Origin of the sequence: uncultured Sunxiuqinia sp. (assembly GCF_947495665.1) — a bacterium.
Lineage (GTDB): Bacteria > Bacteroidota > Bacteroidia > Bacteroidales > Prolixibacteraceae > Sunxiuqinia > Sunxiuqinia rutila.
On sequence record NZ_CANLZV010000002.1, the window covers coordinates 231,245 to 248,936 of the forward strand.

The 17,692-nt window shown below is 47.6% G+C and carries 14 protein-coding genes; 10 read left to right on the plus strand and 4 right to left on the minus strand.

All coding sequences use genetic code 11. From position 1 onward, the window contains the following. Positions 1-11 precede the first annotated feature (11 nt). The 4 genes from Q1A18_RS03855 to Q1A18_RS03870 form a co-directional block, all read right to left on the minus strand. Positions 12-1,184, minus strand: coding sequence for a TolC family protein (locus Q1A18_RS03855; protein WP_299577564.1), 1,173 nt, complete (start codon positions 1,182-1,184; stop codon positions 12-14). Beyond that, on the minus strand, positions 1,181-4,279 hold the full coding sequence (locus tag Q1A18_RS03860) for an efflux RND transporter permease subunit (RefSeq protein ID WP_299577566.1): 3,099 nt from the start codon (positions 4,277-4,279) through the stop codon (positions 1,181-1,183). Before Q1A18_RS03860 ends, Q1A18_RS03855 begins: the two co-directional genes overlap by 4 nt. Before the next feature lie 17 nt (positions 4,280-4,296). Further along, the gene (locus tag Q1A18_RS03865) at positions 4,297-5,553 is read right to left on the minus strand and encodes an efflux RND transporter periplasmic adaptor subunit (RefSeq protein ID WP_299577568.1); all 1,257 of its coding nucleotides are present in this window, start codon (positions 5,551-5,553) and stop codon (positions 4,297-4,299) included. Between the two features lie 79 nt (positions 5,554-5,632). Next, on the minus strand, positions 5,633-6,052 hold the full coding sequence (locus tag Q1A18_RS03870; protein ID WP_299577570.1) for a hypothetical protein: 420 nt from the start codon (positions 6,050-6,052) through the stop codon (positions 5,633-5,635). A 510-nt stretch (positions 6,053-6,562) separates the two neighbouring features. On the opposite strand from Q1A18_RS03870, the gene Q1A18_RS03875 reads away from it, so the two are divergent. The 10 genes from Q1A18_RS03875 (at position 6,563) to Q1A18_RS03920 (ending at position 17,656) form a co-directional block, all read left to right on the plus strand. Beyond that, positions 6,563-6,793, plus strand: a complete 231-nt coding sequence (locus Q1A18_RS03875) for a DUF2061 domain-containing protein (RefSeq protein WP_299577572.1) — start codon at positions 6,563-6,565, stop codon at positions 6,791-6,793. Between the two features lie 6 nt (positions 6,794-6,799). Further along, entirely contained in the window at positions 6,800-7,273 is a 474-nt protein-coding gene (locus tag Q1A18_RS03880) for a bifunctional precorrin-2 dehydrogenase/sirohydrochlorin ferrochelatase (protein ID WP_299577574.1), read from the plus strand. Next, entirely contained in the window at positions 7,263-9,056 is a 1,794-nt protein-coding gene (locus Q1A18_RS03885) for an assimilatory sulfite reductase (NADPH) flavoprotein subunit (RefSeq protein ID WP_299577576.1), read from the plus strand. The genes Q1A18_RS03880 and Q1A18_RS03885 overlap by 11 nt, the downstream gene beginning before the upstream one ends. 79 nt (positions 9,057-9,135) lie before the next feature. After that, positions 9,136-10,833, plus strand: coding sequence for an NADPH-dependent assimilatory sulfite reductase hemoprotein subunit (locus tag Q1A18_RS03890; protein WP_299577578.1), 1,698 nt, complete (start codon positions 9,136-9,138; stop codon positions 10,831-10,833). A 13-nt stretch (positions 10,834-10,846) separates the two neighbouring features. Beyond that, positions 10,847-11,587, plus strand: a complete 741-nt coding sequence (locus Q1A18_RS03895) for a uroporphyrinogen-III synthase (protein WP_299577580.1) — start codon at positions 10,847-10,849, stop codon at positions 11,585-11,587. Between the two features lie 62 nt (positions 11,588-11,649). Further along, positions 11,650-12,453, plus strand: coding sequence for an SDR family oxidoreductase (locus Q1A18_RS03900; protein ID WP_299577582.1), 804 nt, complete (start codon positions 11,650-11,652; stop codon positions 12,451-12,453). A gap of 53 nt (positions 12,454-12,506) precedes the next feature. Further along, positions 12,507-13,304 carry a uroporphyrinogen-III C-methyltransferase gene (gene cobA, locus Q1A18_RS03905; RefSeq protein WP_299577584.1) on the plus strand — a complete coding sequence of 266 codons (798 nt, stop codon included), beginning with the start codon at positions 12,507-12,509 and terminating at the stop codon, positions 13,302-13,304. A gap of 142 nt (positions 13,305-13,446) precedes the next feature. Further along, positions 13,447-13,992, plus strand: a complete 546-nt coding sequence (locus Q1A18_RS03910) for a CHRD domain-containing protein (protein WP_299577586.1) — start codon at positions 13,447-13,449, stop codon at positions 13,990-13,992. 184 nt (positions 13,993-14,176) lie between these two features. Next, complete coding sequence (locus Q1A18_RS03915) at positions 14,177-16,948, plus strand: phosphoenolpyruvate carboxylase (protein ID WP_299577588.1); 2,772 nt, start codon at positions 14,177-14,179, stop codon at positions 16,946-16,948. A gap of 12 nt (positions 16,949-16,960) precedes the next feature. Continuing rightward, positions 16,961-17,656 carry a hypothetical protein gene (locus tag Q1A18_RS03920; protein ID WP_299577590.1) on the plus strand — a complete coding sequence of 232 codons (696 nt, stop codon included), beginning with the start codon at positions 16,961-16,963 and terminating at the stop codon, positions 17,654-17,656. The last annotated feature ends 36 nt before the right edge of the window (positions 17,657-17,692 follow it).

The window sequence follows — 17,692 nt, forward strand, 5'->3', positions numbered from 1 at the left end:
CGAATCTGAATTTAGAGCTGAAAGGCTTGCAAACGCGCCATGGTTTGGTAATAGCTTTTTTCTATTTCCAAATAAGCATCCATGGTTTCGTAATAAAAAGCCAATTCATTGAAATACTCAATCACGGACATTTGTCCCAGAGCAAGTGCTTTGTCCAGGAAACCAACATTGGCAGATTCTTTCAGCGTTTGCTGGTATTCATCGCGTATGGTGGCATATTCCTTCACCTGCTGATACAAGTTGGTGGTTTCGTTCAGAATGGCCGCAATTCTCGCATTGTAGCGGTTGGTTTCATACAGTGCTTGGGCTTTGGCATGCTGCACCTTGTTTTTATCCTTCCACAGAGGGATGGCCACTCCGGCTTTCAATCCGCGATAGGTTCCGTCCGGGGCACGCTCGCCTTCATAGGATATTTCAAGGTTGGGCAGCCAGTTGTTTCTGGCCAGTTTAACATTCATATCCGCTATCTTTTGGGCTTGTTTCAGGTAGCGAAGCTCCGGTTGTTGGCCCTGAATTTCGTCCAGTATATTGCCCAGCGGCGGAAGTTCTTGGTCGTCCAGCAAAGGCAACTCTTGTGGTGTCAGTTCTTTGCCGGCCAATAGTTCCAGCTCCTTAAGCGTGCTTTCAATGGATTGCAGCAGCAACTGGTAATTGCTTTTGATCATTAAATTCTGAATGCGGGCCTTATTGACATCCAGCACCGAAGTATTTCCCTGGTCAAACCGGGCCTGATACGACTGGTAAATTCGGGTAGAATGCTCCAAGCGATTTTCATACTCTGCCTTTTGCTTCAATAAAAAGGCATAGTCGTAGAATTTGAGCTTGGCTTCCAAAAGTTTATCCTGACGGAAGACCTGATACTCCATATCGCTGAGTTCGCCGCGATTGTTTGCCAGTTTTTTGCGAATGCCGTAAACCGTCGGGAAATCAAACGACTGGCTGATGCCATAAATGGTTTTTGTGCCCATGGCATCGTTGCTTCCCGGAAACCGACCATATTCTACGGTCGGGTTATCGGGGGTGAGCTCGGTCTGAAATCCAGCTTTTTCGGCCTCCGACAGTTTTCGTGCAGCCTGCAATTCCTGGTTATTTTCTTCCACTAACTGCAAAAAATTGTCCAGCCCGGGTTGGGCCGAAGCAGCCAGTGTAATGAAACTTAATAGTAATAGGATGAGGGTCTTCATGATTCTGATTTTACGTCCTGTTTTTTCTGAAATAAGTAATAAATAATGGGCACGATGTAGCTATTCAACAAGGTTGAACTTAACAAGCCACCCAGAATAACAATGGCCATAGGGCTTTGAATCTCATTGCCCGGTTTATCTCCGGCAAGGGCCAGGGGAATTAATGCCAGGGCTGCAGTTAAAGCCGTCATCAAAATCGGATTGAGCCGGTCGGCCGATCCTTCAATGATGCGCTCTTTCAGACTTACAAGCTGGCCGGAAAGCGACTGGTAGCGCGAAATCAGCAAGATGCCGTTTCGGGTGGCAATTCCAAACAGGGTAATAAAACCGATGATGGATGGAATGCTGATCACGCCGGAAGTAAACCAGATGGCTATCACCCCTCCAATCAAGGCAAGCGGGAGGTTAATCAGAATAATCAGAGCCAGCTGTGTATTTTTAAATTCCACATAAAGTAAGATGAAAATAATCAGCAAGGCTCCGAGCGAGGCAATAAGCAAAATACGGGATGCCGAAGCTTCACTTTCAAACTGACCACCATATTCAATGTGGTAATTCTCCGGTAGGGCAATGTTTGCATCAACACGATCCTGAATGTCGTTCACTACGCTGCGTACATCACGATTGGCGACATTGACGGCAACCACAATTTTGCGCATCACATTTTCGCGGCCAATGGTGTTGGGCCCAAAAGTCGATTGAATGTCGGCTACATACGAAAGGGGCACTTTTTGTCCATTAGGAGTGTCGATTAAACCATTCTGAATGGCTTCAATCTGGTCGCGGTATTCATCATCAAAGCGAAGGACAAGATTGAACGCTTTTTCATTCTCAAAAACATCCGATATCTTTTTTCCGGCGTAGGCGTAGTCCACAAACTCCAAAAGCTCATTGACCGAGATGCCGTAGCGCGCCAGCATTTCCCGGCGGGGCTTTATTTGCAACTGCGGAATTTCAATCTGTTGCTCCACGCTCAAGTCTCCAATGCCTTCGATGTCTTGAATCTCATCGCGAATTTGATTGGCCAGGCGAAACAGATCATTCAGGTCCGTTCCGAAAAGCTTGATGGCAATGTTGGTTTTTGAGCCCGAAAGCATCGCATCAATCCGGTGACTGATGGGCTGGCCAACTTCAATGGAGATGCCATCGATGCTGTTGAGTTTTTCCCGAACTTCGTGAAGAAATTCTTCGCGCGAGCGGTCTTCCAGTTGGTAAGGAGCATCAATCTCTGAAACATTTACCCCAAATGAATGTTCGGCCATTTCGGCCCGCCCGGTACGCCGGGCAACGCTGCTAATCTCCGGAATAGTGAGCAGAAGTTTTTCGGCCTGAGTGCCTATTTTATTGCTTTCTTCCAGGTTAATGCCGGGCATGGTGGTTGTGTTAATGGTTAACGATCCTTCGTTAAACGGAGGAAGGAAGCTTCGTCCAAAACCGGTAAGCAGCAACATCGTAAGTACAAAGGCCGCGATGGAAACACCCAGTACCGTTTTGCGGTAGCGCAAGGCTTTGTCCAGCGTGGAGGTATAATGGTGTCTCAAAAAACGCTCAACACGGCTGCCCCGGGCTTGCTTTTGCAAACGTTTTTCATCGGTGAGCAAATAGCTGGAGAGCACAGGAATCACCGTCAGTGCCACAAAAAGCGAGGCAAAAAGCGAAACAATGTAGGCGATTCCCAGCGGTTTAAGCATGCGTCCTTCCATGCCTGACAGGAAAAACAAAGGAACAAAAGCGACAATGATAATGAGAGTGGCATTGAGAATCGAGGCACGGATTTCAACGGAAGCCTTGTAAATTACCTTAAACACGGAGTGCTGATCTGCCTTAGGGAGCAAACTGTTTTCGCGCAAGCGTTTAAAGACGTTTTCCACATCAATGATGGCATCGTCTACCAGCGATCCGATGGCAATGGTCATTCCACCCAAAGTCATGGTATTGATGGAAATTCCCATCCATTTCATGGCCAGAATGGCAACCAGCAAGGACAGGGGAATGGCCAGTACCGAAATAAGCGTGGTCCGGAAGTTCATCAGGAAAACAAACAGAATAATGACCACAAAGATACCGCCTTCGATGAGGGCTTTCTGAACATTGTTGACCGATGTTTGAATGAACTTGGCCTGTTCGAAAATGTCGGTGTGAATGCCAACATCAGCCGGAAGCGTTTTTTGCAAGTCGCTCAATGACTCATGGATTTTCTCGGTTAGCTCCAGCGTATTGACATTGGGTTGCTTGGTGATGGTCATAATGATGGCATCTTCAGCTCGATAGGCGCCATCACCAATTTTAGGTGCTGCTCCGATTTTAACGGTCGCCACATCGCTGACTTTCACCGGCATTCCATCATTCATTTTTACGAGGTTGTTCCCAATCTCATCGGTGCTGTTGCTGCGTGCAATGCCCCGAACGAGGTATTCCTGGCCGTGCTCATTCAAAAAACCACCGGAAACATTTTCGTTGGAAAACTGGCAGGCTTCAATCAGTTCTGAAAAAGATACTTTATGGAAAGCCATTTTTAACGGATCGGCCAGCACTTGAAACTCTTTCAGTTCGCCGCCAATAATGGCCACCTGAGCCACTCCTCCTACCGAAAGCAGGCGTGGACGAATATTCCATTCGGCCAGGGTACGTAAGTCCATGGGAGAGGTTTCGTCGGCCGTAAGGGCAATCATCATGATTTCACCCATGATGGAAGACTGGGGTGCCAGGGTGGGGGAACCCACACCGGTTGGCATTTGGTCGGCAATGGTAGCCAACTTTTCGCTTACAATTTGACGGGCATTGTAAATGTCCATGTTCCAGTCAAATTCAACCCAAACAATGGAGAAACCCATGGCTGAGGAGCTCCTGACACGACGTATGTTGGTTGCGCCGTTCACCGCCGTTTCAATCGGGAAGGTTACCAGGCGTTCTACTTCTTCGGGGGCCATGCCATTGGCTTCGGTTAGCACCACAACCGTTGGGGCATTCAAGTCCGGAAAGACATCGACCTCCATTTCGGTGCTCACAAAAATTCCAGCGCCAAGAATAAGGGTGGTCATAATCAGCACGACCAACCTGTTCTTCAGCGAATAGTCTATAATTTTATTCAGCATAATTAATCAGTTGAATGTTAGTGTTGGTGACTGTGTGCCGGCAGCGCATTCGACATGGATGCCAGTTTGATCTGGTAAGGGTTTTTGGTGGCCACATGATCGCCAACTTCCAGCCCGTCTACAATGTGATAGTTTTCGCCGTCGTTACAGTCGATGGTCAGGTAATGTTTCTGGAACTCTTCACCTTCTTCGGCAAAAACATAATACCTACCGGCTTCTTCCAGCAGAGCAGACTTGGGAATGACAATCGCATTGGGGATTGCCGCTGTCTTCAAATAGATTTCTACAAAGGAGCCGGCCAGCAAATTACCCACATTGTCAACTTCAAAATAGACGGGAGTAAACAGGGAGTTATCACCGGTTGTTTTGCCGTAGGAAATCAGTTTGCCGTTCAACGCTTCGGTTTTATGCAATTGCTGGTCGTAGACAGTAATGAAGTTGGCTGATTGAATTTGGGGCAGCATGCTGAAATAGCGCTGCGGAACATCAGCTTGAATCACCAGCCGTTTGTTTTTGGTGATTTTGACCAAGGCTTGCCCTCTGCTTACGTATTGTCCTTCGGTAACCAGGATGTCTTTTATAAAACCGCTGGTTGAGGCTGTTATGTTTTGACCAGCTGCCGTGTAGTTTTTACGTACAATGTCGTAATTATTTTGGGCTATTTCATAGGTCATTTTGATGTCAGCTAACTCTTTATCCGAAGTAATTTTGTCTTCATTCAGCGCTTGTGCCCGTTCATAATTGGCTTTAGCTGTTTCGTAGCTGGTTTTCAATTCAATGAAGGTGGTTTCAATGTTGTCATTGATCATGCCTTTGCCCGAGATGGTAACCAGCTTTTGCCCGCTACGCACAGCCTTGCCCGGAAACAGTGCTTTGTCTCCAAAAACGACGATGCCATCGTGGGTGGCTGTCAGGGTAATTTCATCGCCTTGTGCAGCCATAATTTTACCACTGCAGTGAATCACCTCCTGAAAGTCCTGCGGCTTAATTTCAATGATTCCGTAGGCATCGTCATCTTCATGAGCATGGGCCTCTTCACTGTGGTCATGTGCATGATCTCCTTCACAGTCGCTGTGATCATGTTCCTCGGCTTCATGGTCATGTCCTTCATGCTCATCTGCCGGGCTTTCATGGTCGTGATCATGCCCCTCATGATCTGCATGGTCATGTGCTGTTGATTCTTCCTGGTGATTGTGTCCTTCGGTGTTATGGGTGCACGCTGACGCCCAAAGTAAATAACCCATTATTAATAAGGGGAATACTAATTTCTTCATGATTAGGATATTAAATCGTTTTTTCAGTTACTTACTGAAAAATGAATTGGATGTAAATAAAATTGATGTAGGGGTGGAGTTATCCTAACATGGGAGGACCACGGGAAGCTGCGCGGGAAAGAAAACAGTATGAATAGTGGTTCGACCACGAATCATAGTGGGTAAGCTGGTCTTGCGGAAAAAGGTAAATACGCAGGATCGAACTGACCAGGTAGCTGTAGTTCAGTACCAATTTGGAAATGGATGTCGTTGCAACAGTAGTGAAGTTACAACCTTGGCAATCTTCATGTTGATGCTCTGCCTGGCATAAGCTTAATGCCAGCGAATGATCCACAAACAGGGCTTTATTACCCGAAGGAACCTTAGGGCTGTGGCTGCATTCCTGCTCACAACTAAGCTCCTCGGCATGATGATGGTGCGGAATGACGCTATGCCCGATGATTACCAGCATCGCCATCCACATAAACAAGGCTCCTATATGTCTGTTTTTCTGAACCATTTACTTAAACTGCTTCACAAAAATACATTTTTCATTTAAATAGAAAAGGATTTTGCCGGTTTCCTCAAGAAGGGGTGCCAACGTGTTCATCCATTTTTGTCCGGTCGTTTCAGTTTGAGAACACGAAAGCAAGGCGGAGATTTTAAAATGTAACGTTAGCGCTGTGTTAATTTTTAAATTGACATGCAAAAAGGTTGATGTCTAGTGTTTTGTGAGTTTGTTTTCAATTTTATTGAGAAAAATACTTGCAAATCTTTTATTTTTAAAAAACATGTAACTACTTTTGAACCGAATTAGAACGCAAGAATAGCGCAAATGAAATTCCAGACTTCTGTATATAAAATGATGATGACAGCATGTGCCATGATGATGTGTATGTATTGCAATCTTTTTATGCAGAAGGGGGAAAAGATATGATTTGACTATACGTTAAAATAACAATCGTAGGAAAGGCCCTTCTGTACAAACAGAAGGGCCTTTTTTTATGTTCAAAATTAACATCCAAGGAGTATGAGAGAGAAAGCTTATCGCAGTGTGGTTAAGACGATTTCATGGAGAACGGTGGGGACCATTGACACCATCCTGATAGCCTGGCTGGTGATCGGGCGGCTGGAATTTGCCGTGACTATTGGCGGAATTGAATTGTTTACCAAAATGGTGTTGTACTATTTCCACGAACGAACCTGGAACAAAATCAAGTTTGGACGGCTGGATGATTCAGACATCGAATACCAAATCTAAGAAACCATGGAAAAGAACTTTTTACCCATCGCACTGAATATTTCTGGAGAGAAGATCTTAATCATCGGAGGAGGGCAGTCGGCCTGGAGCAAGATTCAGATTCTGCAACGCTTTGATGCTGATCTGGAAGTTGTAGCCCTGCAGGTTTGCCCGGAAATCCAAAACAGTGGCATCCCTTTCAAGATTAAGGCCTACGAGAAGGCTGACCTGGATGGTTATTTGATGTTTTATTCGTGCACCAACAATCCCGAACTGGACGCCCGGATTGCTCAGGATGGCAAGGAAGCCGGAGTGTTGGTTAATATTCACGATAATCCGGCTCTTTGCCAGTTTGTTTCGCCCGCAATCTATCAAAACGAGAGCGTGCGTGTGGCTGTCAGCTCCAATGCCAAAGATGTTTATGCGTCTATTCGTGTTCGCAATGAAATAAAAGAATTTTTAGAATCCCAAACAGATAAAGACCAGAACAATGAGTATTAAATTATCCCCATTAAACGATGTTCAACTGAAAGCACTGGAGCAGCTCACCCAAGGAATTCAGCCTGAACAGGCCATTTGGCTGAATGGCTATTTTCAGGGATTGGCCGGAGGCTTAACTACGGCAAAATCGGCGGTTCAACTTCCGCAGGATGATGAGGCCACCGGCACTGTTGAGAAACTTCCCCTGACCATTTTGTATGGCACGCACACCGGACGAAGCGAGGCATTGGCCAAGGCTCTTTGTGAGCAGGCCCGTGCACAAAATATAACTTGCCTTTTAAAACCGATGGACGATTATAAACCCAAGCAACTGAAGGAAGAGAAAAACCTGCTGGTGATTGTAAGCACCCACGGCGAGGGCGAACCTCCTGAAATGGCGGAAGACTTTTACGAGTTTATTACCGGTAAGCGGGTGCCTAAACTGGATGGGTTGAATTATGCCGTATTGGCTTTGGGCGATAAGAGCTACAAGCTGTTTTGCCAAACCGGGATTGAAATAGACCAGGCCCTGCAAAAAGCCGGTGCCCGGACGTTGGTGCCTCTGGTAAAATGCGATGTTGATTATGAATCGGATGCTGCCCGATGGACTCAGGATGTACTAGCTGAATTGGGCAAATTGCAGCCTCAGGCACCGGTTGTCGCAGCAGTACCGGCAACAGCTAAAGGGGGAGAGGAGTATTCTAAAAAGAACCCGTTTAAGGCATCCGTGTTGGATAAAGTGCGTATTACCGGTCGCGATTCGGATAAGGAAGTTTATCATTTGGAATTTGGGCTGGAAGGTTCCGGCATTACCTACGAACCGGGTGATGCGCTTGGAGTGATTGCTCAAAACCCACCTCAGCTGGTGAAGGAAATTATCAAAAGCCTGGGGGTAATTGATACGGAAGTGGTTGAAACCCGCATTGGAAAGCTGCCTTTTAAGGAGGCCTTGGAACACCATTATGAAATCACCTTGTTAACGCGTGATCTTATTCAGAAATATGCTGAAAAGACCAAAGACAAAAAGGTGAAAGCCATTGCGGAATCTGACGAAAAGCTGGATCAGTACCTATACGGACATGATGTGCTCGACCTCCTTCAGGAGTTTCCGGCCAGGCTGACCGCTACCGAATTTTTGGAGCTGCTGCGTCCGCTGCCACCACGCCTGTACAGCATTTCGTCGAGCCAAATGGCCGTGGAAGATGAAGTACACATCACGGTGTCACGTGTTCGTTACGAAAACAAAGGGCGTCAGCGTTACGGCGCTTGTTCCACCTTCCTGGCTGATCGGCTGGAAGTGGATGACCAGGTGCTCATCTACATCGATAAGAATCCGAATTTCCGCCTGGCTGAAAATGGGAAGCCAATTATCATGGTTGGTGCCGGAACAGGCATTGCTCCTTACCGGGCTTTCTTGCAGGAACGCGAATCGGGCAACCAGAAAGGAAAAAGCTGGCTGTTTTTTGGAGAACGACGTTTCTCGTCCGACTTTCTGTATCAGCTTGAATGGCAAAAATACCTGCAAAAGGGTTACCTCGAAAAAATTGATTTGGCTTTCTCGCGCGATCAGAAGGAGAAGGTTTACGTTCAGCATAAGCTAAAAGAACAGCAAGAGGAATTGTTTCGCTGGCTGGAAGATGGTGCTAGTTTTTACTTGTGTGGCGACATGAAATACATGGCTAAAGATGTGCAGATTACGCTGTTGGATATCATCAAAACACAAGGAGGGATGACCGATAAGAAGGCCCGTGCCTATTTCAAAAAACTGAAGAAGGAAAAGCGATTTATGGCCGATGTGTATTAAGAAGACGAACCCCATCAACGAAGTTTACTGAAACAGAATCAGGACGAAAGCATAAACACAAAACTAAAGACAGACGATTATGAGCGATACTATAGATTGGAGCAAACTGGCAGAAGTGGAACGCATAAAATACGAGAGCAACTACCTTAGAGGAACTTTGGAGGAGAGTTTGGCCGACGAAGTTACCGGCGCTATTGCGGCCGATGATACGCAGTTGTCGAAATTCCACGGCATTTATCAGCAACACGACCGTGATTTGGAAAAGGAACGTAAACGCCAAAAACTGGAGCCGGCCTTTTCATTTTTGATTCGGGTGCGCTTGCCGGGAGGCGTGGCCAGCCCTGCGCAGTGGTTACAAATGGATCAGTTGGCAGATACCCACGCCAACGGAACATTGAAACTGACGACCCGTCAGGCTTTTCAATTGCACGGGGTGATCAAGAAAAATCTGAAACCAACCATCCGTGGAATTAATGAGGCCTTGATGGACACCATTGCCGCTTGTGGCGATGTGAATCGAAATGTGATGTCGCATGCTAACCCCGCTGAATCGGAATTGCACGCGGCTGTTTATAAACTGGCTGGCGATATTTCTGCTCACCTGACCCCTCAAACGTCAGCTTATCACGAAATTTGGCTGGATAAGCAGAAAGTAGCCGACAGCAAAACCGAAGTGGAGCCCATTTATGGCAATCGCTATTTGCCACGAAAATTTAAGATTGGTGTCGCCATTCCTCCCTACAACGATGTGGATATTTTCTCGCAGGATTTGGGCTTTATAGCCATTGAAGAGGATGGGAAACTGCTTGGTTACAATGTTACTGCCGGTGGTGGGTTGGGCTCAACCTTTGGAATTCCCGAAGCTTATCCGCGGCTGGCCGATGTTATTGGTTTTTGCACGCCCGAGCAGGCGGTAGATTTAGCCGAGAAAATCGTGCTGGTGCAAAAAGACCATGGAGACCGAACCAACCGCAAGCAGGCTCGCTTGAAATACACCATCGACCGCAAAGGGCTTAATTGGTTTAAAGCAGAAGTGAACAAGTACTTAGGCTATGAACTGCAGCCGGCCAAACCGTTCAAATTCATCCGCAATGGCGATCGTTACGGTTGGAAGCAAGGTGCCGATGGAAAATGGAGTTTGAACCTGTTTGTTGAGGGCGGCCGGGTAAAAGATACCGACACGCTTCAGTTGAAGACAGCTCTGCGCGAAGTGGCTGAACAAGTGAAAGATGCCCAGTTTATTCTTACCGGAAACCAAAACCTGATCATTGCCGGAACCAGCGATAAAGACGCAGTGAACCGGATTATGAGCAAGTATGGGGTTTGGCCCATGCCTTTGTCTGGTCTTCGCCAAAACACCATTGCCTGTGTGGCTCTGAATACCTGTGGACTGGCTTTTGCCGAAGCCGAGCGCTACCTGCCAAGCCTGGTTGGAAAGATTGAAACCATTTTGGAAGAATACGATTTGCTGAAACAGGAAATTGTGATTCGCATGACGGGTTGCCCCAATGGCTGCGGACGTCCATACCTGGCCGAGATTGGTTTCATTGGGAAATCACTGGGGCATTACAACCTCTATTTGGGAGGGAATTTCAACGGTACACGCTTGAATACCCTCTACAAGGAAACTCTTTCCGAAGAAGAAATATTGGCTGAGCTACGGCCCATTATTGCCGATTATGCCACCAGCAGAGAAGAAGGCGAAAGCTTTGGTGATTTTGTAATTCGAAAGGGATACGTCAAGGAAACCAAACAAGGAAAAGATTTTAAACATTGAAACGGAGGGAATCATGGAATTACCGGCAATATTTATAGGTAGAAAATTATCAGCATTGACCCGAAAATGGCTGGTCAGCGAGCAGATTCGCTTTATTGAGCAGCCGCTGATTCGGATTACATATCGTAAACCGGATGTCGCCTTATTTAACTCCTGGCAAGGCAGCAGTAAAAAATGGGTGGTAACCAGTTCGTATGCGGCCCACTGGCTGTTGCGCTTTGCGGATCGTATTGGCTTTGAAAAAGGAGAGCAGGTGTATTGCCTTTCAGAAAAGCAGGAAGGAATTTTAACCCGCTGTGGGGTGAAGGTCCTACGGCCTGCATCGCCCAATGCCTATGCTTTGGCCGAGCTGCTGCTGAAGGAGGATAAGCATAAAAAGATTGTTTACCTGCGCGGAAATAAATCGCTTAATCCTTTGGAGGAAATGTTGGATCAATACCAGCAGGATTGGCAGGCTGTTGAAGTCTACAAAAATACCTCCATCGAAATTTTGATGAATGAGGTGTTTGACGGCTACCTGTTTTTTAGCGAGAGCGCCATTAAAAGCTACAAGGCGTCGGGTAATTTCCCGCCACCCAAGGCGCCGGTTTTAGCCAATGGCAACCGGACGGCGCAGGCTGCCTGGGCCGAATTCCCTAACTTAGTTCTCGAATCGCATGAGCAGGAAGAGCTTTCGTTTGTTAAATATGCGATTCGGCGGATTACCGAGAAATTGAATGAGCCGGAACCCAAGCACCGAATCATCATTGAATAAAGGTGTCACAGGCTGTTTGCCGGAAACTAGAAAGAAATAAATGGTTTAAAAGAAAGGTAATAATGAAACGAATTTCCATATTAGGTTGTGGCTGGCTGGGCTTTCCCCTGGCCGGGCAATTGCTTGCCAAGGGTTTTGAGGTAAAAGGGTCGGTGACCAGCCGATCGAAGTTGAAAACGCTGAAGGCCGCCGGAATAAAGCCCTACCGCCTGGTGCTTGACGTCGATAAAGTTCAGCTGAAAGATCAGTCGTTTTTTGATACGGACTTGGTTATTGTGGCTATTCCTCCCAAACGCGATACGTATATCGAAACCATTTTTCCGGAGCAAATCAAGCAGTTGGTGAAGTTGCTGGAAAAATTTCAGGTGCCACGGGTACTGTTTATCTCCTCCACCTCGGTTTACAATGAGCTGGACGGAGTGGTTCGCGAGGACGATGTTTTGCTGCCCGAAAAATCATCGGGGAAAGCGCTGGTGCTGGCGGAATACCTGTTGACCAGTAATTCGCATTTTAAAACAACCGTGCTTCGCTTTGGCGGTTTGATTGGAGCCGACCGGAATCCGGCGCGCTTTCTGAGTCGTAAAACAACAGCCATCAGTGGCTCCAAGCCGGTGAATCTGATTCATTTGGAGGATTGCCTGCAGATTATTCAACGCATCATCGACAAGCAGCTTTGGGGCGAAACCCTGAATGCCTGCTGTCCGGCTCATCCATCGCGTCAGGAGTTTTACGAGAAAGCCGCAGCGGTTTCCGGTGTGCCGGCACCTGCCTTTCATGATGAACCAGAGCCTTACAAATTGGTGGACAGCAGCAAGCTGATGCATCTGCTCGATTACCAGTTCATTTATCCAAGTCCGATAGATTAACTGGAACAAGTTGTGCGTAGCGAGTAGAAAGTAGTTAGGAGGAAAAAGTATCCATGTCAAGAACTAAAACAGAGCACTCAAACGAGGAGGCACGAAGCCCAAAGAACCACTTGATTTCCATTGTGGGCGCAGGGCCGGGAGATCCGGAATTGCTTACCATTCGGGCTCTTCGCCGGCTGGAACAGGCGGATGTGATCCTGTACGATGCCTTGCATGGCACCGGGATTTTGGAGCTGGCAAAACCGTCAGCCCTGAAAATTTATGCCGGCAAACATTACCAGGATGGTCAGCACCAAACCGAGCGGCAGGACAACATACACCGCCAGTTGAAACAATTTGCTGGGGAAGGCAAGCGGGTGGTGCGCTTGAAAGCAGGCGATCCCTTTATTTTTGGGCGGGGCGCCGAAGAACTGGCCTTTTGTTTTCAGGAAAAACTAAATGTGGAAGTCGTGCCGGGCATTACAGCCGGACTGGCTGCGGCCAGCTGTTTTCACATTCCGGTAACGCTGAGAAATGTCAATAGCATGGCCCTGTTTTATACGGGGCATAAACGCAACGGCGGTTTTGAAAACATGGATGAAGTAGCTGCGGTAATCAAAGCCAAAGCTCCGGTTATGGTTTACATGGGCCTGAAAAACCTGCAGCTGCTGGCCAGCGAATTGCAGCGCCGGGAAGTTTCGGGCGATGTACCGCTCCAAATCGTTAGTCGGGTAGGGCACCCCGATCAGCAGTTGTTCACCTCTTCCCTGGCACAAATTGAATCGGATTTAACTCGAATCGATCCTCCGATGCCATCGGTTATCCTCATTGGTAGCCATGCCCATCAGGTTACCGCAACCACCGTAGTTTAATCCAGCTTAAACACTTTAAGAGTCAACTTTATTCTTCTCCTTAGGAGAATTACTTCCCAATAAGGATGAAATGGTCTTAATTTCGAAACATTAAAAATGTTTTCAAGGTATATTCTTGTAAACGTTTTTAAATCTTAAAGTTATGCGAAAGTTTACTGTGTTTCTTTTTGTTCTTGGGCTTCTGATTACAACATCTTGTGAAAGAGCAGATTTTCAGGATGGTTTTTCAGAGGAAGTCGCGTTAAAAAGTGCTGAAATGAAAATGACCCGGAATTTCAGGGCTCATCTCTCTTCCGATCAGGAGGTCGCTGCTGTTCCGGTAGAATCCATGGCTACGGGGCAGGCAATTTTCCAGCTAAGCAAAGATGGAATGAGTTTGCACTATAAGTTGATTGTTGCAAATCTGGAAGATGTTTTGATGGCGCATATCCACATGGCACCTGCCGGTGCTAATGGAGGTGTTGTGGCCTGGCTGTATCCATCAGGTCCTCCTCCGGCGCTTCTGGCTGGAACAACAAACGGAATACTGGCTGAAGGAACGATTATGGCAGACCATTTGGTTGGCGACTTAGCCGGAATGACACTGCATGATTTGGTTAAGGAGATGAAGAAGGGTGGAACTTATGTCAATGTGCATACCAGCGCGTATCCTGCGGGTGAAATACGGGGCCAAATTAGTGGAGAGTAAGATTTGTTTTATGTTTTTTTTAAGCCTCTCACGCGCGTTGAGGGGCTTTTGTTTTTTTGTTTTCAGCCACATAGCCTGTCCGAATAAAAACACGGGAGGATTTAATCGTTATTTACTTGCATTTTTTGGTGAACTGTTACTTTATTTAAGCTGTTTAAGTGCTGGAAGATTTTAAAAAATAACCATGGATTCAGTATTTATTCAAGTACAACAAGCCTTGGGAAAACCGTATAGAGATCTGAATTTTTTGCTGAAGTGCTTTGCCGAAGTTTTAACGGAAAGCAACAAGCAGGAATTAGTGACTTATATTCCCTGGATCAGCCCTTCAGTAGAACCCCCTCAGCATTTATTACTTAGCAACGACTATATTCACATGCAATCCATGTGTTTTCAGCTACTCAACCTGGTGGAAGTGAATGGAGCCGTGCAAAGCCGGCGAACCAAAGAGGAGGAGGACATGAGTCATGTGAATGGCTTGTGGGCCATCAACTTCAAAATGCTGAAGGAGAAAGGGATTACCGAGCAGCAAATTCTGGAGGTTTTGCCTCAGGTGTTGGTTGAGCCCGTGCTTACCGCGCATCCTACCGAAGCCAAGCGCTCGGTGGTGCTGCAGGAGTATCGCAAATTGTATTTGCTGCTGCTTAAGCGCGAAAACCAGATGTATACCCGGATTGAGCAGGACGATATCCGGGACGAGATTAAGCAAATTCTTCACCGCCTGTGGAATATTGGTGAAATATATATTGAAAAGCCCCGGCTGGAGTCGGAGCTGGACAACATTCTGCATTACCTTACCGAGGTGTTTCCGGATGTGGTTGTTTTACTGGACAAGCGCCTGAGGCAAGCCTGGAAAGAGTCTGACTTTGACCTTTCGCTGCTGAACGACTGCGATTTGTTTCCGGGGCTGGCCTTTGGAAACTGGGTGGGCGGCGACCGCGACGGACATCCGCTGGTAAGTCCGGAGATTACCCGCATGACCTTGACCAAGCTTCGGACGCATGCGTTTATCATTGTGAAAAAAGAGTTGCTGGCCCTGGCGCAAAAACTAAGCATTTACCTCGATATTGAGGAGGTAAGCGATGCCTTTGCCTGGCGTGTTCGGCAATTGGCCGAGGAGCTGGAAGGCCCCGGACAAAAGATTCTTCAGGAACATAACAAGGAAATTTTTAAGGCTTATGTGATGCTTTTGCTTCACAAAATACCGATTGATTTAAGCCAGGAATACAACATGAAGCTGGATGACCGGCCCAACAGTTACCAAAATTCCGACCAGCTGATTGAAGACCTGAATGAGTTGGGCAGGGAAATGGTGCACTACGGCATTCCGGAAGTGGCTCAGGTGGATGTGGGGCGCTGCAAACGCTTGCTGAAAGTGTTTGGCTTTCATTTGGCGCAGCTGGATATCCGTCAGAACAGCCAGTACCACGAAAAAGCCCTTTCGCAGCTGGTGGTGGCTTCGCTGGGCGAAAACAAAGACAGCCGGATGGGCGCGTCACTTGAGGGAAAGCGGGCCTTTCTGGACACCGAACTGAAAACCAACCGGCCGTTTCTGGTGAACCATACCGACATTGGAGCGGAAGCCCGCAATGTGATTGAAAGTTTGCAGGTGGTGAGTGACCACGTCAACAAATACAGCTCCCGGTCCATCGGGAAGCTCATTATCAGCATGACCCGGAACACCGAAGATTTGCTGACCGTTTACCTCTTTATGCGCGAAGTTGGTTTGGCTTTGAAACACGGGCAATGGCTGGCGGCCAAGCTGCCGGTGGTTCCGCTGTTTGAAACCATTGAGGATTTACAGGCCAGTCCGGCCATTCTGGACGATTTCCTGAGTCATCCGGTGGTGAAAAACAGCCTGAAGTACCAGCAGGAACTGCGTCAATCCGAGCAGCTTTACCAGGATGTGATGATTGGGTACAGCGACAGCAATAAAGACGGCGGAATTCTGGCGAGCAGCTGGTTTTTGCACGAAGCGCAGCAGCAATTGACTGAGGTAGGCCGGAAACATGGCGTCATCATCCGGTTTTTCCATGGTACCGGTGGAAGCATCAGCCGTGGATCGGGGCCTTCGCACTGGTTCATTAAAACCCTGCCGCTGGGCTCCATCAACGGAAACCTGCGGGTTACCGAACAGGGCGAAACCATCGAACGCAAATATGCGCACAAGGTGAATGCGGCCTATAACCTGGAGCTGATGCTGGCCAGCGTGACGGCCCAGTCGCTCTTGCACAAGCACTTTCCGGAGGAAAATGAAGAGGTGGCGGGCTTGTTTCATCAGCTGGGCGAACGGGGACGCACTTTTTACCGCGAACTGATTGGCGATCCCGACTTCATTCGGTTTTTTGCCGAGGCCACGCCCATCGATGTCATTGAGTCGAGCAAAATTGGCTCGCGGCCTGCCCGGCGAACGGGTAAACGCTCGATGGACGATTTGCGGGCCATTCCGTGGGTGTTTAGCTGGTCGCAGTCGCGCTTCAACATTACGAGTTGGTACGGCGTGGGTTCGACCCTGAAAGAACTTCAAACCCAAAAATCAGAAGAATACGACAAACTGTGCCGGCTGGTGGCCTATGATCCGTTTGTGCGCTACGTCATTACCAACCTCGATTCGAGCCTGGCATCGACCGACGAAAAAATTATGGATAAGTATGCCAGTTTGGTTGAAGATGCCGCCATTCGCGAACGCCTGATGGGACGCATCAAGCAGGAATTGAGCTTAACGCGCGAAATGTTGAGTGATTTACTGCAAAAACCAATTTACGAAAGACGAAAAAATCATTATTTTTCAACCCTGTTGCGGGCCGAAGCTCTAAATAATTTGCATGAAGCCCAAATCCAACTGCTCCGCAAGTGGCGGACAAGCAGAAGCAAGCAATTACCAGAGGAAAAAGATCATCTTTTTGCTTTGCTCCAATGTGTGAATGCGATTGCCAACGCACTGGGTTCAACCGGATAAAAACGATTGAGAATGAATAGTACGATTGACAAGCGCATCAAAGCGCTTTTCCCGAATGCCTTGCCGCATGAGCAGGTAATTAATGAATATTACTACCGGATGATTACGGAATTTGGCATGGAAATGGATAAAACCATTGCCGCCGTTTCGCTTTGTCCCGACGAGCTGAACAACGTAGTCATTGAAAAAATTCGAAGTTATTTTGGCAATGTGTTTCACCTGGGAGGCCTGGCCGGCTATCCGTTTTCGGGCGAAACCGGTTTTAACGCTTTCGGCGATCACATTCCCGACAATGGAACTGCCTTTATCTTTTTCGGACCGCACCTGGCCATCGATGAAAAAAGCCTCGGCTTTGTGCACCGCATCGGGCAGGCGCGTGGCACCCTTTCCTGCGGCGCGGCCTTTGGAGCTTACCGCATGTTGCTGGAGCAACCCGGCGAGCCGGTGGTTTTAAACCCCGACGATTATCAGCAAGGCCGCATCCGGCAAATGCTGGCGCCCAAGCTCGATCTTATTCCCACGCTGCAGCCCGAACCCAAGGTGATGGATATTCTGTTTGACGAAAGCCATGAGTTTATTGTCCGCCAATCGCAACGCATCAAGGAACGCTTTAAAGCCGAAAAGGTGGTATTGATGGGCGCTTTTGTGGTAAACACCCCCTTGCACATGCCCGACTACCTGCAGGTGAAATACTTCGAACAACTGTAGATTGTTTGTATCATACTGCTGATCGGATGACTCGAA

Bases quoted from the DNA above. Each gene is read 5' to 3' on its own strand.
- Q1A18_RS03860 (WP_299577566.1), bottom strand. From the start codon at position 4,279: ATGCTGAATAAAATTATAGACTATTCGCTGAAGAACAGGTTGGTCGTG.
- Q1A18_RS03895 (WP_299577580.1), top strand. From the start codon at position 10,847: ATGGAATTACCGGCAATATTTATAGGTAGAAAATTATCAGCATTGACC.
- Q1A18_RS03855 (WP_299577564.1), bottom strand. From the start codon at position 1,184: ATGAAGACCCTCATCCTATTACTATTAAGTTTCATTACACTGGCTGCT.
- Q1A18_RS03875 (WP_299577572.1), top strand. From the start codon at position 6,563: ATGAGAGAGAAAGCTTATCGCAGTGTGGTTAAGACGATTTCATGGAGA.
- Q1A18_RS03880 (WP_299577574.1), top strand. From the start codon at position 6,800: ATGGAAAAGAACTTTTTACCCATCGCACTGAATATTTCTGGAGAGAAG.
- Q1A18_RS03870 (WP_299577570.1), bottom strand. From the start codon at position 6,052: ATGGTTCAGAAAAACAGACATATAGGAGCCTTGTTTATGTGGATGGCG.
- cobA (WP_299577584.1), top strand. From the start codon at position 12,507: ATGTCAAGAACTAAAACAGAGCACTCAAACGAGGAGGCACGAAGCCCA.
- Q1A18_RS03890 (WP_299577578.1), top strand. From the start codon at position 9,136: ATGAGCGATACTATAGATTGGAGCAAACTGGCAGAAGTGGAACGCATA.
- Q1A18_RS03865 (WP_299577568.1), bottom strand. From the start codon at position 5,553: ATGAAGAAATTAGTATTCCCCTTATTAATAATGGGTTATTTACTTTGG.
- Q1A18_RS03915 (WP_299577588.1), top strand. From the start codon at position 14,177: ATGGATTCAGTATTTATTCAAGTACAACAAGCCTTGGGAAAACCGTAT.
- Q1A18_RS03900 (WP_299577582.1), top strand. From the start codon at position 11,650: ATGAAACGAATTTCCATATTAGGTTGTGGCTGGCTGGGCTTTCCCCTG.
- Q1A18_RS03910 (WP_299577586.1), top strand. From the start codon at position 13,447: ATGCGAAAGTTTACTGTGTTTCTTTTTGTTCTTGGGCTTCTGATTACA.
- Q1A18_RS03920 (WP_299577590.1), top strand. From the start codon at position 16,961: ATGAATAGTACGATTGACAAGCGCATCAAAGCGCTTTTCCCGAATGCC.
- Q1A18_RS03885 (WP_299577576.1), top strand. From the start codon at position 7,263: ATGAGTATTAAATTATCCCCATTAAACGATGTTCAACTGAAAGCACTG.